A 13,797-nucleotide genomic window follows, 5' to 3' on the forward strand; every position below is an offset into this window, starting at 1 on the left:
TTTCCGATATCAACAGCACATATAGTAGTTCAGGCTCGCGCTGGGCGGGTTCTGATCGGTCCGTCCTCAGGGCGGGCATCATCGTCAAGACAGGCTCTGGATGGCCTGATCAGGAGGAAGCATGGAGCAACAGCAGACCGCCGGAACTGATTCGGAGCTCAGTGCTCCCGAGTTCGCCGCCCAGGGTCAGCGCCTGGGGGCCGTGGTCTACTTCTCGTCGGCCTCGCGCAACACCGCCCGGTTCATTGCCAACTGCCATTTGGATGACGAGGGGATTGACGTCTTCCGTATCCCTCTGAGACCCAAGGATCCGCCGCTCAACATCCGGCAGCCCTACATCCTGATCGTTCCCACCTATGGGGGCGGATCAGCCAAGAAGGCGGTCATGCCGCAAATCAAGCGCTTTCTGAACGACCCGGCCAACCGGGCCGGGATTCGTGGGGTCATCGCCTCGGGCAACACCAACTTTGGGGAGGCCTTTTGCATGGCGGGGGACATCATCTCCCGCAAGTGCAATGTACCCTTCCTCTACTATTTCGAGCTCATGGGCACCAAGGAGGATCAGGAGAAGGTCCGCCGTGGGGTTGTGGATTTCTTCCGCAACCACCCCGAGTCCTGAGCCAATTTCATTACACGCACTATCACCGCAATACTCATGAAAGGACACCCGATGGGAGCAAACGAGGACACGTCCCTGGCCCTGGATAGGACCGCATCCGAGGATGAGGAGACCTTCGATCCGGCTCACGACTACCATGCCCTGAACGCCATGCTGAACCTGTACGACAAGGACGGCAGGATTCAGTTCGACAAGGACCACGAGGCCGAGCGCCAGTACATGGACCAGCACGTGCGGCCCAACACCATGACCTTCCCCTCCACGGCTGAGAGGATTGCCTACCTCCTGGATCACGAGTACTATGACCGGAAGGTTTTTGATCGTTACACACCGGAGTTTCTGGACAAGATCTATCAGCATGCAGCCGAGAGCGGCTTCGAATTCGAAACCTTCCTGGGGGCCTTCAAGTTCTACACCTCCTATGCGCTGAAGACCTTCGACGGCAAGCGCTACCTGGAGGACTTCCCCCAGCGCTGCGTGGCCGTGGCCCTGGAGCTGGCCGACGGGGACGAGCAGGCCGCCATGAAGTACACGGATGAGATCATCTCCGGCCGCTTCCAGCCCGCCACCCCCACCTTCCTGAATCTGGGCAAGGCCCAGCGCGGTGAGCCGGTCTCCTGCTTCCTGGTGCGCATCGAGGACAACATGGAGTCCATCTCCCGCGGCGTCAACGCCGCCCTGCAGCTGTCCAAGAGGGGCGGCGGCGTGGCCCTGCTGCTTAGCAACCTGCGCGAGATGGGTGCACCCATCAAGCACATCGAGAACCAGTCCAGCGGCGTGGTCCCGGTCATGAAGCTCCTGGAGGACTCCTTCTCCTATGCCAACCAGCTGGGTGCCCGCCAGGGTGCCGGCGCCGTCTACCTGTCGGCCCACCACCCCGACATCATGCGCTTCTTGGATACCAAGCGGGAGAACGCGGATGAGAAGATCCGCATCAAGTCCTTGGCCCTGGGCGTGGTCATCCCCGACATCACCTTCGAGCTGGCCAAGCGCAAGGAGCCCATGGCTCTCTTCTCGCCCTACGACGTGGAGCGGGTCTATGGCAAGCCCTTTGCTGACATCTCCATCACCGAGCACTACGAGGAGATGGTCAAGGACAAGCGGATCCACAAGAAGTACATTGACGCCCGTGACTTCTTCATGACCCTGGCCGAGATCCAGTTCGAGTCCGGTTACCCCTACATTCTCTTCGAGGACACGGTCAACAAGGCCAACCCCATCGACGGGCGAATCACCATGTCCAACCTCTGCTCGGAGATCCTGCAGGTCCAGGAGCCCAGCACCTACTCCGAGAACCTGGACTATGAGCATATCGGCCGCGACATCTCATGCAACCTGGGGTCCCTGAACATCGCCAAGGCCATGGACGGCGGCCTGGCTGACACGGTCGAAACCTCGGTGCGGGCACTGACCTCCGTCTCCGACCACACCAACATCGAGGCCGTCCCCTCCATCAAGCGGGGCAACGATGAGGGCCATGCCATCGGCCTGGGTCAGATGAACCTCCATGGCTTCCTGGCCCGCGAGGGCATCCACTACGGGTCCGAGGACGGGCTGGACTTCACGGACATGTACTTCATGACCGTGGCCTACCACGCCTACAGGGCCTCCCATGCCCTGGCCGTGGAGCGGGGGAAGGCCTTCGCCTCCTTCGCCAAGTCCGACTACGCCAAGCCGGCAGGCCAGGGGAACTACTTCGACAAGTACACCGAGGGCAGCCGTTCCCTGGAGCCCAGGACCCAGCGGATCAAGGACCTCTTCGACCAGTACCAGGTCCACATCCCCACGGTTGAGGACTGGAAGGAGCTTCAGGCGGCCATCCTCAAGGACGGCATCTACAACCAGAACCTCCAGGCCGTTCCTCCGACCGGGTCCATCTCCTACATCAACCACTCCACCAGCTCCATCCACCCGATTGCCTCCAAGATCGAGATCCGCAAGGAGGGCAAGATCGGACGCGTCTACTACCCGGCTCCCTACATGACCAACGAGAACCTGGACTACTTCGAGGATGCCTACGAGATCGGCTGGAAGAAGATCGTGGACACCTACGCCGAGGCCACCCAGCATGTGGATCAGGGGCTCTCGCTGACCCTCTTCTTCCCTGACACGGCCACCACCCGCGACCTGAACAAGGCTCAGATCTACGCCTGGCGCAAGGGGATCAAGACCCTCTACTACATCAGAATCCGCCAGCAGGCGCTGGAGGGCACCGAGGTCGAGGGCTGCGTCAGCTGCATGCTCTAAGGCATCTGCCCTAGGCATATGCAATCCCAGGTCGGTGCCGTCTTTGAGGGCGGCGCCGGCCCTTTGGTATCCACATCCACAGGCCGGGTCCGTCCATGCGGTAGACTGACGGTCCTGTCGTGATCCGCGTCGCACTGTCGAACACTTATCCAACAAGGAGCAATCAACCATGGTCCCACCCATTTCCATTCCCCGGCAGCCGCTGAAGCTGATTGACCGGGTCTCCGCCATCAACTGGAACCGTCTGGAGGACGAGAAGGACCTTGAGGTCTGGGACCGTCTGACTGGCAACTTCTGGCTGCCCGAGAAAGTTCCCGTCAGCAATGACCTGCCCTCCTGGCAGGCCATGAGCGAGGAGGAGCACACCCTGACCATGCGGGTCTTCACCGGGCTGACCCTTCTGGACACCATCCAGGGGACCGTGGGCGCCGTCAGCCTGATTCCGGATGCGCTGACCCCCCATGAGGAGGCTGTTTACACCAATATCGCCTTCATGGAGTCGGTCCATGCCAAGTCCTACTCCTCCATCTTCTCCACACTGGCTTCCACCCCTCAGATCGACGCTGCCTTCGAGTGGAGCGAACACAATGAGTTCCTCCAGCGCAAGGCCCAGATCGTTCTGGACTACTACGAGGGCGACAACCCCCTGAAGCGCAAGGTGGCCTCCACCCTGCTGGAGTCCTTCCTCTTCTACTCGGGCTTCTACCTGCCCATGTACTTCTCCAGCCATGCCAAGCTGACCAACACAGCCGATCTGATCCGCCTGATCATCCGTGACGAGGCCGTGCATGGCTACTACATCGGCTACAAGTACCAGAAGGGGCTGGCCAGGGTCTCCGACTCCGAGCGTCAGGCCATGAGCGACTACACCTACGAGCTCCTGGGTGACCTGTACGACAACGAGGTGGAATACACCGAGAGCCTGTACTCAGGGGTGGGCCTGGTGGAGGATGTCACCAAGTTCCTGCGTTACAACGGCAACAAGGCGCTGATGAACCTGGGTTATCCGGCCCTCTTCCCCTCGGACACCACCGACGTGAATCCGGCCATCATCGCATCGCTGAGCCCCAACGCCGACGAGAACCACGATTTCTTCTCCGGCTCGGGCTCCTCCTACGTCATGGGCAAGGCCGTGGAGACGGACGACGACGACTGGGATTTCTGACCCGTCCGTCCCGCTCTGACGTGGAAGACACGACGTTGGAGCGTGACTTGCGGAAAATGGAAAAACATGTCATTATAGGCAAGTTGCCGTACGGAGCTCCGGTTCTAGTGCGGCATGGCGGATTTCCCAAGCGGTCAAAGGGAGCTGACTGTAAATCAGCCGCGTAATGCTTCAGAGGTTCGAATCCTCTATCCGCCACGCCTCGGTAGCTCAGTGGCAGAGCACTTCCTTGGTAAGGAAGAGGTCGTGAGTCCGATTCTCACCCGAGGCTCTCTGGCGGGGTAGCTCAGCTGGCTAGAGCGTACGACTCATAATCGTAAGGTCAAGAGTTCGAGTCTCTTCCTCGCTACTGTGGCCGACATACGTCGGTCGTGCAACGACTATAGAGGTGAACCATGGCAAAAGCCGCAGATATCCGTCCTGGCATTACGCTGGCGTGCACCGTGTGCAAGGAGCGTAATTACATTACGACCAAGAACCGTCGTAACACTCCTGACCGTCTGGAGCTCAAGAAGTTCTGCCCCCGTTGCGGCAAGCATACCCTGCACCGGGAGACCCGCTGAGTTCTTCCCGTCCTTTGGCTTCATCAGAACCCGACCATTTGGCTGGGTTCTTTTTTATACACAGGTTCTTCTTTATGCAAATCTGCCTATATGCCTACTCCGCATTATCTGAAGATACTGCTGGGAGCAGAACGGGTTTGGTGATGTAGGGGACTCAGCCTTAGAGAGTGCCCTGGTAGGCGGTCGCAAATGCCTGATCCAGATCGGCGATCAGGTCGTCCGGGTTCTCCAGGCCTACGGAGATTCGAATCAGGTCGTCGCCCACACCGGCGCTGAGGCGGTAGGGCTCTGGAACCTCCCTGTGGGTGATCCTGGCCGGGTCCACAATCAGGGTGCGACAGTCGCCGATGTTAGGCATGTAGCTCATGAGATGCACCGAGTCCACAATGCGCTTGACCTGCTCGTAGCCTCCCTGGACTTTGAAAGACAGGATCGAGCCGACGCCCTTGGGCAGCAAGGTTGATGCCAGATGGTCTTGCTGGTCCGTATCGCCCTGGTGCCGACCCCCGGGAATGCCCGAATAGTTGACCTGCTCCACCTGGGGAATGGTCAGCAGGTGGCGGGCCAGAATTGTCGCCGTCTTCACCTCGGTGGCGACCCGCTGGGCCAGGGTCTCAAGGCCGGTCAGCTGCAGGTAGGCGGTGAAGGGGCTCATGACCGCTCCGAAGGTGTGCAGGTACTTGGTATGGACCCTGCGGAGAAAGGCCATCTTGCCGAAGGCATCCAGAAAGCTGACCATGGACCCGTGCCGCTCGTCGCTGATGATCAGTTCGGGCTGGCTCATCTGTGGGAAGCGGCCGTTGCCCCAGTCGAACCGTCCTGCGTCCACGATGACCCCGCCCAGAGAGTTGCCATGGCCGCTGATCCCCTTGGTGGTCGAATGGACGACGATGTCGGCACCGAAGTCGATCGGGTTGAGCAGGTAGGGCGTGGGCACCGTATTGTCGATGATTAGGGCCAGCCCATGCCGATGGGCCAGGTCGGCAAGGCCGGGGATGTCAGCTATGGCCGTGGACGGATTGGCCACGGATTCGGCGAAGATGGCCCTGGTGTTGTCCTGGATCAGGGATTCCACGGCATCAAGGTCGTTAATGTCATCCACGAAATCCGTTTCGATGCCGAAGTTGGGGAAGAAGGTCTTCATGGCATCCACCGAGGTTCCGTAAAGATCGACCGGGGAAATTAGTCTCCCGCCGCCCTCGGCGGCACACATGAGGGCTGACGATACAGCGGCCATCCCCGAGGCCATGGCCACGGCCCCCTTTCCCCCCTCCAGGCTGGACAGGCGGTCCTCCAGGACCTTGACCGTGGGGTTGGCTAGGCGTGAGTAAGAGAACCCTTGTATCTCGCCGGCGGCCAGGGCGTCTCCTCGGTCGGCGGTGACCATGTCAAAGGCGGCCGACTGGTAGATGGGGACGCTGGCCGCGCCTCCGCCCTGGCTTTGACAGTCATAGCCGTCATGGACGGCTTTTGTTGCAAATCCTTTGCTCATGTGGGTGTCTTCCTCTGCTTATGTCCGGTCGTGAATCCTTCGCTAGCCCACCATCGAATCTTCTTTCAGGGTCTCGGGCAAGGCTCCGCTCATAGGTGTTTCTTATTGCCCGCTATCGGGAGGTTCCCTTGCCCAGGTATGCCTGGCGAACACGTTCATCATTCAAGAGCTGTCGGGCGGGCCCCTCCAGACGGATTAGGCCGTTCTGCAACACGTACCCGTAGTCGGCGATGGACAGGGCCAGCTCGGCCTGCTGCTCGACCAAAAGGATGGAGATGCCCAGCTGGTCCCGAAGGGAGGCGATCTGCTCAAGCACCTGGTCGACCAGCTTGGGGGAGAGACCCATGGTCGGCTCGTCCATGCATATCAACCGGGGATGGCTCATCAGGGCCCTGCCGAAGGCCAGCATCTGCTGCTCGCCTCCTGAAAGGGTGCCGGCCTGCTGCCCACGACGTTCGGCCAGGCGGGGGAAGCGCTCATATATAGCTTCCAGATCCTCCTCAATCTGACTGCGTTCCCTTTGGGTGTAGGCACCCATGCGCAGGTTCTCTTCCACGCTCATGGCGGCGAAGACCCTTCTCGCTTCAGGCACCGAGGCGATTCCGGAACGGACCCGATCCCTGGTGGGGGTATGGGTGATTTCCCGTCCATCCAAACGGATGGTTCCCTCCTTTGGAGCCAGCAGACCCAGGATGGTCTTCATGGTTGTGGACTTGCCCGAAGCATTCCCGCCCAGAAGGGAGACGATGCCGCCTTGGGGAACGCGAAGACTGACATGGTCCAGGGCCTTGACCGGGCCATAGCTCGCATCCACGGCATCCAGGGAAAGCAAGGTTCGGTCCCCCTCGGCAGTTGGCTTCCCCCTATCGTCATCCGACGACTCAGCTTTGGTTTTTAGCTTGGTTCCTGTGCTGTCGGGATCCTGGCCATCGATCGGTTCTACAACGGTGGCCGGAGCCAGGGCGTTCTGCCGGGCCAGAACATCTGCCTGCCCGTTCACGGGGGCATCGTTGCGGGGTCTGCGGTCGCCCAGGTATGCGGTGATGACGCGGGGATCGGCACTGACCTGCCTGGGAGGTCCGGAGGCGATGATCCTGCCGCCGTCCATGGCGATGACCTGATCGCACAGTGCTTCGATCAGGTCGATCTTATGCTCGACCAGGAGCATGGTCTGCCCTTGGGCCTTGAGCTCCAGAAGCTGTTGCAGCACTTCGGCGGTCTCCGATTGGTTCATTCCTGCCGTGGGTTCGTCCAAAACCAGGATGTCGGGGGAGCTGACGTGGGCTCTGGCTATCTCGGTGCGTCGCCGGTTGGCGTAGGAGAGTGTGTAGGCGGCCTGGGTGCGATGTTCCTCCAGGCGCTCGCTGAATCTGTCAATTTCGGACTGGACGGCCTTGCGCTCGACGACCGCCTCCCTCCGGCAGGCGGGACCGGGCACCAGCGTCAGCCAGGTCTGCGTCAGCAGGGGGATCCATCGCAGGATGGGCCACCGCTCCAGGCGGCGAAAGGGTCTGTGGGCTTCCAGGCGTCTATGGAACCCTACAGCCACATTCTCCTCAACGCTCATGGTCGGAAAGACCCTGCCGTTCTGGAAGGTGCGGGACACCCCCTGCTCGGCCATGTCCGTAGCGGGCAGGCCGGTCACGGTGCGTCCCTTAAGGCTGATCTGGCCCGAGTCGGGCTTGAGAAAGCCGCAGATCAGGTTGATGGTCGTGGACTTGCCTGATCCGTTGGGGCCGATAATGCCTATCACCTGGCCGGATGCCAGATCCATGTTCACGTCGGCCACTGCCTGCAGTCCCTGGAAGCTCTTGCTCAGATTGCGCACGCTGAGCAGGGGCTGATCAGCATTGTCGCGTACAGGTTCGGGATTATGCCGGCTGCCCGTCATCATGCCCTCCTTTTGGTTGAGAACAGACCCTGTGGTCTGCAGATGATGAAGATGATCAGGACGAGTCCGTAGGCCATGATTCTCACCTCGGGCAGGATGCGCAGCAGTTCAGGGGCCCCTACCAGGATCAGGGAGCCGATCACAGCTCCGGTCGGGGACTTCATACCACCCAGGACGATGATGGTCAGAATCAGGGTCGACATGGTCGGGTTGAAGAGGGTCGGGTCGATATAGGTGTACTGGTGCGCCAGTAGAGCACCAGCGATACCCGCCGATCCGCATGCCAGGGCGTAGGCCAGCGCCTTGTAGGCCCCTGTCCTGATCCCTAGGGACCAGGCCGCTTGTCCGTCCTCGCCGATGGCTTCGAAGACGTGGCCCAGATGTGAGGACCTGATCCGAGAGATCACTGCGAGGACTAGTAGAAGAACGATCAAGTCCAGTAGGTACTGCATCTGCTGGGTGTAGAGCGGCTTGCCCAGGAATGTTGGCAGCGGAATGCCCTGCAGACCTAGCGAGCCCCTGGTCAGAGGTTCCCAGATGCGGATGATGGCGACCATGACTGCTCCCACCCCTATGGTGGCGATAGCCACATAGTGGCCACTGAGCTTCCATACAGGGAATGTCAGCAGGGATGCGGCTAAGGCGGCGATGACGGCCGCGCCCAGCAGGGAGAGCGTGAAAGGCCAATGCAGACGTATGGTCAACAGAGCCGAGGCGTAGGCTCCCACGGCCACAGGTCCCGCCAAGCCCAGGATGGTCTGCCCGGCCGAGCCCGAGATCAGCGTCAGGCCCACTGCGGCAATGGCGTATATGGCAACCTGGGTTCCGATGCCGGCCAGATGGTCGGAGAAAATGAATGGGGTGGCCAGAGCGGCTGCTGCAAGGCCGAGGTTGGCCCAAAGTGGCAGTCGAATGGGTCTGGCGGCTTCCGGGAGGGTTCCGGTCATGGGCTCCTTGCCCATGTCTGCCTTGCGGCCTAGGAATCCTGAAGGCTTGAGGATCAGAACCAGCAGGAGGGTGCCGAAGGTGATTAGGTCATGTACACCATCGCCGAAGAGTCCTACGCCGACAGCCTCGGCCAAACCCAGCACCAGGCCGCCAATAATGGCTCCGGGGATGGAGCCCAGTCCGCCGATGGCTGCAGCCACGAAAGCCGTCATGCCGATGGCGTTGCCGTCCATGGGGTTGATGTTCGTCTTGAACAGACCGATGAAAATTCCGGCGATACCAGCCAGGACCGAGCCGATAACGAAGGCTATGGTGCGAATGGAGGTGACAGGTACTCCCATCTGCAATGCGGCCTGGGAATCCTGGGAGGTGGCCCTGATGGCCTGCCCGGTCCTACCGTAGGTCAGGAAGGCCCAGAGCGCAGCCATGCTGGCCAAGGCGACCAGACCCATGACCAGGTCGGATGTGCCGAAGCTGATGCCCAGCGCATGCAGGTTGTGGGTGGGCAACAGCTGGGGGAAGGGCCTGGTCTGAGAGCCAAAGATCAGCTGCATCCCGTTATCCAGGACCTGTCCTAGACCCACGGTGCCCAGAAGGGCGGCGATTGGTTGCCGACCCTCCAGGGGAGTGATGACCAGGAGGTTGGTGATCAGGCCGACCAAGCCCGTGACCAGGACGACGGCCAGGATGGTGGGAACGAGTCCCCAGCCTAGGGAGGAGCCTACCCACCAGGCCGTCATCATCCCGACCGCTACCAGGGATCCTTGTGCGAAGTTGGCCACATTGGTCACTCCGAAGACCAGGGACATACCCACGGCGGCCAGAGCGTAAACGCCGCCGTGGATGAGTCCGGAAAAGAGCGTCTCGACCATGATCGCAGCTCACTCCTCGATCTGTTTGAATTTGCCCTGATCGACCTGGAGGAGGATGGGCTTGATCGTATCCGCCCGGCGGGTCTTGGTGTTGAACCGGAAAGTCCCTCCCTGGCCTTGGTAGAGCGGGAAGTCCTTGACCTTGCTTAGGGCCTCCTGGATGCCCTCCCTGGTGGGGCTGGTCTTCTCGCCCGCGTAGGCCAGGTCCTTGATGGCCTGGTAGGCAGTGATTTCGAAGTTGCCGGGGACGGTGTGATACCGGTCCTCAAAGCTCTTGACGAAGGCCTTGGCTTTCGCATCCTTGGTGCCTGTTGCCGAAAAGACGCCGGTAATGATAGCCCCTTGGGCGTTCGCTCCGGTCAGGGAGAGGAACTCCTTGGTCTCCTGACCGCCAAAGAAGGGTCCCTTATAGTCCAGTTTGTCCCGCAGGGTGTTGGCGATCAGCGCCCCATCTGGCCCGTAGCCGATGTCCACCACGGCCTCGGGGGCGGCATTCTTGGCCGGGATCAGTATTGGAGTCAGGTCCGTGGAATCGGGCAGATAGGAGGACTGGTAGACGATCTGCACCCCGAGCCGTTCCGCAGCCTCCTTGAAGTACTGGAAGGATTCCTTCCCCCAGTCGTTTTCTATATAGACGACGGAGATCTTCTCGGCTCGCTTGGACACCGCCTCAGCGTTGACTTCCTGGTAAGTCTTCTGCGATATTTGAGGTGTCCATACATGATCACCAGAATTCGTGAAGGTCGGCGAGGAGTTGTTGAAGCCGTAATGGACCAGCCCGGCCTGTTGGAAAATAGGCGATGCGGCTGAAGAGGCCGGCGAGGAGTAGTCGCCCACAACGGCGATGACTGATTTATCGGAGGCGATCTTTGGGGCGACGGCGGCATCCTGTTTGGCATCTGATTGGGTGTCGTAATAGTCGATGTCCAGGCGCTTGCCCTGTATTCCGCCCTTCTTGTTGACCTGGTCTTTGGCCAGGTCGAAGCCCTGCTGGAACATCTTTCCGTACTCGGCGTAGAGACCGGTCTTAGGGTAGATGGCAGCGATGGTCACATGGTCTGACGATCCTTCGGAGGAGTCCTTGTCGCCTCCCAATCCGCAGGCCGACAGCGCTCCGGCCATGGCCATGGTGGTCATGAGGGCAACCATTGCCCTGATGGTGCCACGATGCTGCCGGTGCTGCTTTGATGTGATGACCATGATGTCTCCCTTGGAGTTTGACGGTTGATGTCGGTGGGTTGTTTGTGGTTTCAGACTTGCTTGGGGGCCCGGGTTCCGCTCAGAAGGCGCAGGGCCTCCTCGTCGGCGGGCGTCGGGATGGTGCATGAGGGCGCCAGGAGGAAGGGACGGCCTTGACGGGCCTGGATGGTCTGATCCAATTCCTGGCGGATCTGATCCACGTCGCTGCCCGGATTGAAGAGTTCGAAGTCGGCTCCTCCCACGGGTACCGCTGGAAAATCGGTGCTGATTTCAGGATTGCCTGGGCGGAACTGGTCCCAGTGGAGAAAATCGGGATTCAGGGCGGTGAATTCTTCGGGATGGGCATCTTCCCGGCAGGTATGCACCAGGACCAGGGCTTCCGGATTGGCCTGTCTGACCGCTTGGATCACGATCCGGTCATAGGGCTTGGCCCATTCCTCCAGTTGCGCCTGGTTGAAGTAGCCATGGCTGGCCAGACCCGTCTCGGCGAAGAAGATGCCGTCCAGACCAGCCCCGCCCTGCTCCTTGGGGCTGACCAGCAGAGCTGCGTAGTCGGCAAGGGTCCGGGCGATCTTGTCCAGCGCTGACTTGGCCGCCTCGGGCTGGTCGAAGATCAGCGTCTGTCTGTTCAGGCCCCTGTCATTCTCCTGCGCGGAGCCCTGCCCGTCGGGATAGAGGGGGAGATCGGCCAACTGAAGGAGGACTGAGAGCGGGGAGAATACCGTGTCGATGACTGCTCGGTCCTCAAGGCCGTCTCGGATGCCTCTGGCAGTTTGGATCTGCTCTTGGAGCACCTTGTTGGTTTCGGGGTCGCGATAGTCGATGCGGGCGATATCCCCTGCCTCCTGGATGGCCGTGCGGACGGTGCGCGGGATCAGCCAATCATAGTGATCCTTGTCGTAGACTGCGTCCCAGACCTCGGCGTAGTAGATGGCCCTCGGGTTGATCTTGACCCAGTCCCAATCCCACTTGCGAACGAAGTCCAAGGTGGCTGAAGCAAAATTCTCAGCACCGTACTCGTGTCCGATGTGGTGCTGCCAGGCAGAGGTCAGCCAGGGGCGGCTTGTCTGGCCCTGGGCTATCTGGTGGAACTGGGTTCTTCTGTCTTCTGTCATTGCATGCTCATTTCCTGGTATGTGTTCTATGAACGCCCGGTCAGGTGTCCAGGTAGTTCCGGTGCCCTTCGTCCGGAAACAGGGCTTTGGAGATTCCCCTTCCCAAAGCTCTTGTCACATAAAACCCCCAGGAAGCAGGCCCGTCAACGACCTGGCATATAGGTAATATCTATCGCCGCTAATCGTCCCCTGACCCTGCGCGGGTCTTGCGAAAGCTATAGGAAAAGCTGATAGGGGGTCAGACAGGACTTCGCAGTCACCTTGATGCCCTTGCTTTGCTATCTGAGTATGACCGATTGATGATCGCCAAGGGCGACAGGGGGCATCTCAGGTCTGTCATGGCTCCTGCTCGGGAGAGGCCCTCATAAGGGGACGATGATACAGTGAATTGCATGTCTGACGTATCCTCCAGAGACACCATTCCGACCTTTGCCGATATCACCACTGTGGGTGTGGGCGGGAGCATGGCCGCCTTCGTTCAGCCCCAAAGCCGTGTGGGCATGATCGAGGCTGTGGAGGACGCGGATTCCAAGGGGCTGCCCCTCTGCCTGATCGGCGGGGGATCCAACCTGCTGGCCTCCGACCAGGATTTTTTCGGTGTGGTTGTGCGTGACACCCGTCAGGACATCAGCGTGCCCGACGAGGTGGCTCCGCCTGAAGGTGGTGCTCCCGTCGTCCACATCAACGCAACGGCTGGGACCAACTGGGATGATCTGGTCTCCTACTGCGTGCGCATGCACCTGATCGGGGTAGAAGGCCTATCCGGCATCCCCGGGACTGTCGGGGCCTCGGTGGTCCAGAACATCGGCGCATACGGCCAGGAGGTCGGCCGCCTGGTCGACTCGGTCGAGGTCTGGGACCGCCAGGACAAGGTCACTGCCTATCTGCGGGCCTCTGATCTGGATTTCGGATACAGGACCTCCCTGCTCAAGCAGACCATGTATCAGGCGCCGGCTGTGCCCGACGCACGGTTCTTCCCCACGCCGCGCTACGTGGTCCTTTCGGTCACCCTGGTCCTGCGACATGGGTCCGCCGCTCAGGTGGGCTCCGCCCAGCTGGCTAAGGCCTTGGGTGTGGAGGTCGGGGCAACCCTTCCCTTGGAGCGGATCCGCCGGGCGGTTCTGACCGTCAGAGCAGGCAAGGGGATGCTGGAGGATCCCTACCGGTACCTGACCGATTGGATGGGATCCTGCCGTCGAACCTCCGACCTGGAAGAAGCTCTGGAGGCAGTCCAGGATGACCTTCACGGCCCCAGGGGCGAGCGGGTGCTGCTTGATCGTCACAGCTGCGGGAGTTTCTTCACCAATCCGATCATCAGCCCTGAGGCCGCGGATGCCCTACCGGCGGATGCCCCACGCTATCCTGTCGAAGACTCGGCGTTGGTCAAGACCTCAGCGGCTTGGCTGATCGATCATTCAGGCTTCCACAAGGGATTCGCCCTGGAGGAGGCGTCGGCTGCCGCCCTGTCCGACGTGCACACACTGGCTTTGACCAACCGCGGAGGTGCCGGGTCCGATGACATGGTGGCCCTGGCTCGTGCCATCCAGAAAGGCGTGGATTCCACCTTCGGCATCCGCCTGATTCCCGAGCCCGTTACCCCGGGCATCGACCTGGCTTGGTAGCTCCTGCTTTCACCTGATGAGCGTATTTCGGTTTTGTACGGCACCATATCCTATGATTACTGG

Annotated in this window: 10 protein-coding genes and 3 tRNA genes; 8 read left to right on the top strand and 5 right to left on the bottom strand. The window is 60.7% G+C overall.

Features of this window, described 5'->3' with window-relative positions; translation table 11 throughout:
• The first annotated feature begins 121 nt into the window (after positions 1 to 121).
• The 7 genes from nrdI to rpmG all read left to right on the top strand — a co-directional run bounded on the left by nrdI (position 122) and on the right by rpmG (position 4,594).
• Complete coding sequence (gene nrdI / locus J3U06_RS01275) at positions 122 to 619, top strand: class Ib ribonucleoside-diphosphate reductase assembly flavoprotein NrdI (RefSeq protein ID WP_015022389.1); 498 nt, start codon at positions 122 to 124, stop codon at positions 617 to 619.
• 51 nt (positions 620 to 670) lie between these two features.
• Positions 671 to 2,866, top strand: a complete 2,196-nt coding sequence (nrdE, locus tag J3U06_RS01280) for a class 1b ribonucleoside-diphosphate reductase subunit alpha (protein WP_267444089.1) — start codon at positions 671 to 673, stop codon at positions 2,864 to 2,866.
• Between the two features lie 169 nt (positions 2,867 to 3,035).
• Positions 3,036 to 4,031: a class 1b ribonucleoside-diphosphate reductase subunit beta gene (gene nrdF, locus J3U06_RS01285; RefSeq protein ID WP_220236288.1), complete on the top strand. Its 996-nt coding sequence runs from the start codon at positions 3,036 to 3,038 to the stop codon at positions 4,029 to 4,031.
• Between the two features lie 116 nt (positions 4,032 to 4,147).
• Positions 4,148 to 4,229, top strand: a tRNA-Tyr gene (locus tag J3U06_RS01290).
• A gap of 1 nt (position 4,230) precedes the next feature.
• Positions 4,231 to 4,302, top strand: a tRNA-Thr gene (locus tag J3U06_RS01295).
• Positions 4,303 to 4,306: 4 nt separating this feature from the next.
• Positions 4,307 to 4,380, top strand: a tRNA-Met gene (locus tag J3U06_RS01300).
• Positions 4,381 to 4,426: 46 nt separating this feature from the next.
• Positions 4,427 to 4,594, top strand: coding sequence for a 50S ribosomal protein L33 (gene rpmG, locus J3U06_RS01305; RefSeq protein ID WP_015022386.1), 168 nt, complete (start codon positions 4,427 to 4,429; stop codon positions 4,592 to 4,594).
• A gap of 160 nt (positions 4,595 to 4,754) precedes the next feature.
• Here the strand turns inward: rpmG and J3U06_RS01310 are convergent, their stop codons facing one another.
• The 5 genes from J3U06_RS01310 to J3U06_RS01330 all read right to left on the bottom strand — a co-directional run bounded on the left by J3U06_RS01310 (position 4,755) and on the right by J3U06_RS01330 (position 12,112).
• Positions 4,755 to 6,086 (bottom strand): O-acetylhomoserine aminocarboxypropyltransferase/cysteine synthase family protein, encoded by a 1,332-nt coding sequence (locus J3U06_RS01310; protein WP_267444090.1) that lies wholly within the window; start codon positions 6,084 to 6,086, stop codon positions 4,755 to 4,757.
• Positions 6,087 to 6,198: 112 nt separating this feature from the next.
• Complete coding sequence (locus tag J3U06_RS01315; RefSeq protein ID WP_267444091.1) at positions 6,199 to 7,980, bottom strand: ATP-binding cassette domain-containing protein; 1,782 nt, start codon at positions 7,978 to 7,980, stop codon at positions 6,199 to 6,201.
• Complete coding sequence (locus J3U06_RS01320; protein WP_267444092.1) at positions 7,977 to 9,797, bottom strand: ABC transporter permease; 1,821 nt, start codon at positions 9,795 to 9,797, stop codon at positions 7,977 to 7,979. Before J3U06_RS01320 ends, J3U06_RS01315 begins: the two co-directional genes overlap by 4 nt.
• 9 nt (positions 9,798 to 9,806) lie before the next feature.
• Complete coding sequence (locus tag J3U06_RS01325) at positions 9,807 to 10,997, bottom strand: ABC transporter substrate-binding protein (RefSeq protein WP_267444093.1); 1,191 nt, start codon at positions 10,995 to 10,997, stop codon at positions 9,807 to 9,809.
• Positions 10,998 to 11,047: 50 nt separating this feature from the next.
• On the bottom strand, positions 11,048 to 12,112 hold the full coding sequence (locus J3U06_RS01330; protein WP_267444094.1) for a uroporphyrinogen decarboxylase family protein: 1,065 nt from the start codon (positions 12,110 to 12,112) through the stop codon (positions 11,048 to 11,050).
• Positions 12,113 to 12,504: 392 nt separating this feature from the next.
• Here J3U06_RS01330 and J3U06_RS01335 point away from each other — a divergent pair, with 392 nt between their 5' ends.
• Positions 12,505 to 13,734: an FAD-binding protein gene (locus J3U06_RS01335; protein ID WP_416378894.1), complete on the top strand. Its 1,230-nt coding sequence runs from the start codon at positions 12,505 to 12,507 to the stop codon at positions 13,732 to 13,734.
• Positions 13,735 to 13,797 lie beyond the last annotated feature (63 nt).

It is taken from the genome of Bifidobacterium sp. B4142 (assembly GCF_026537325.1).
Taxonomy (GTDB): Bacteria; Actinomycetota; Actinomycetes; order Actinomycetales; family Bifidobacteriaceae; genus Bombiscardovia.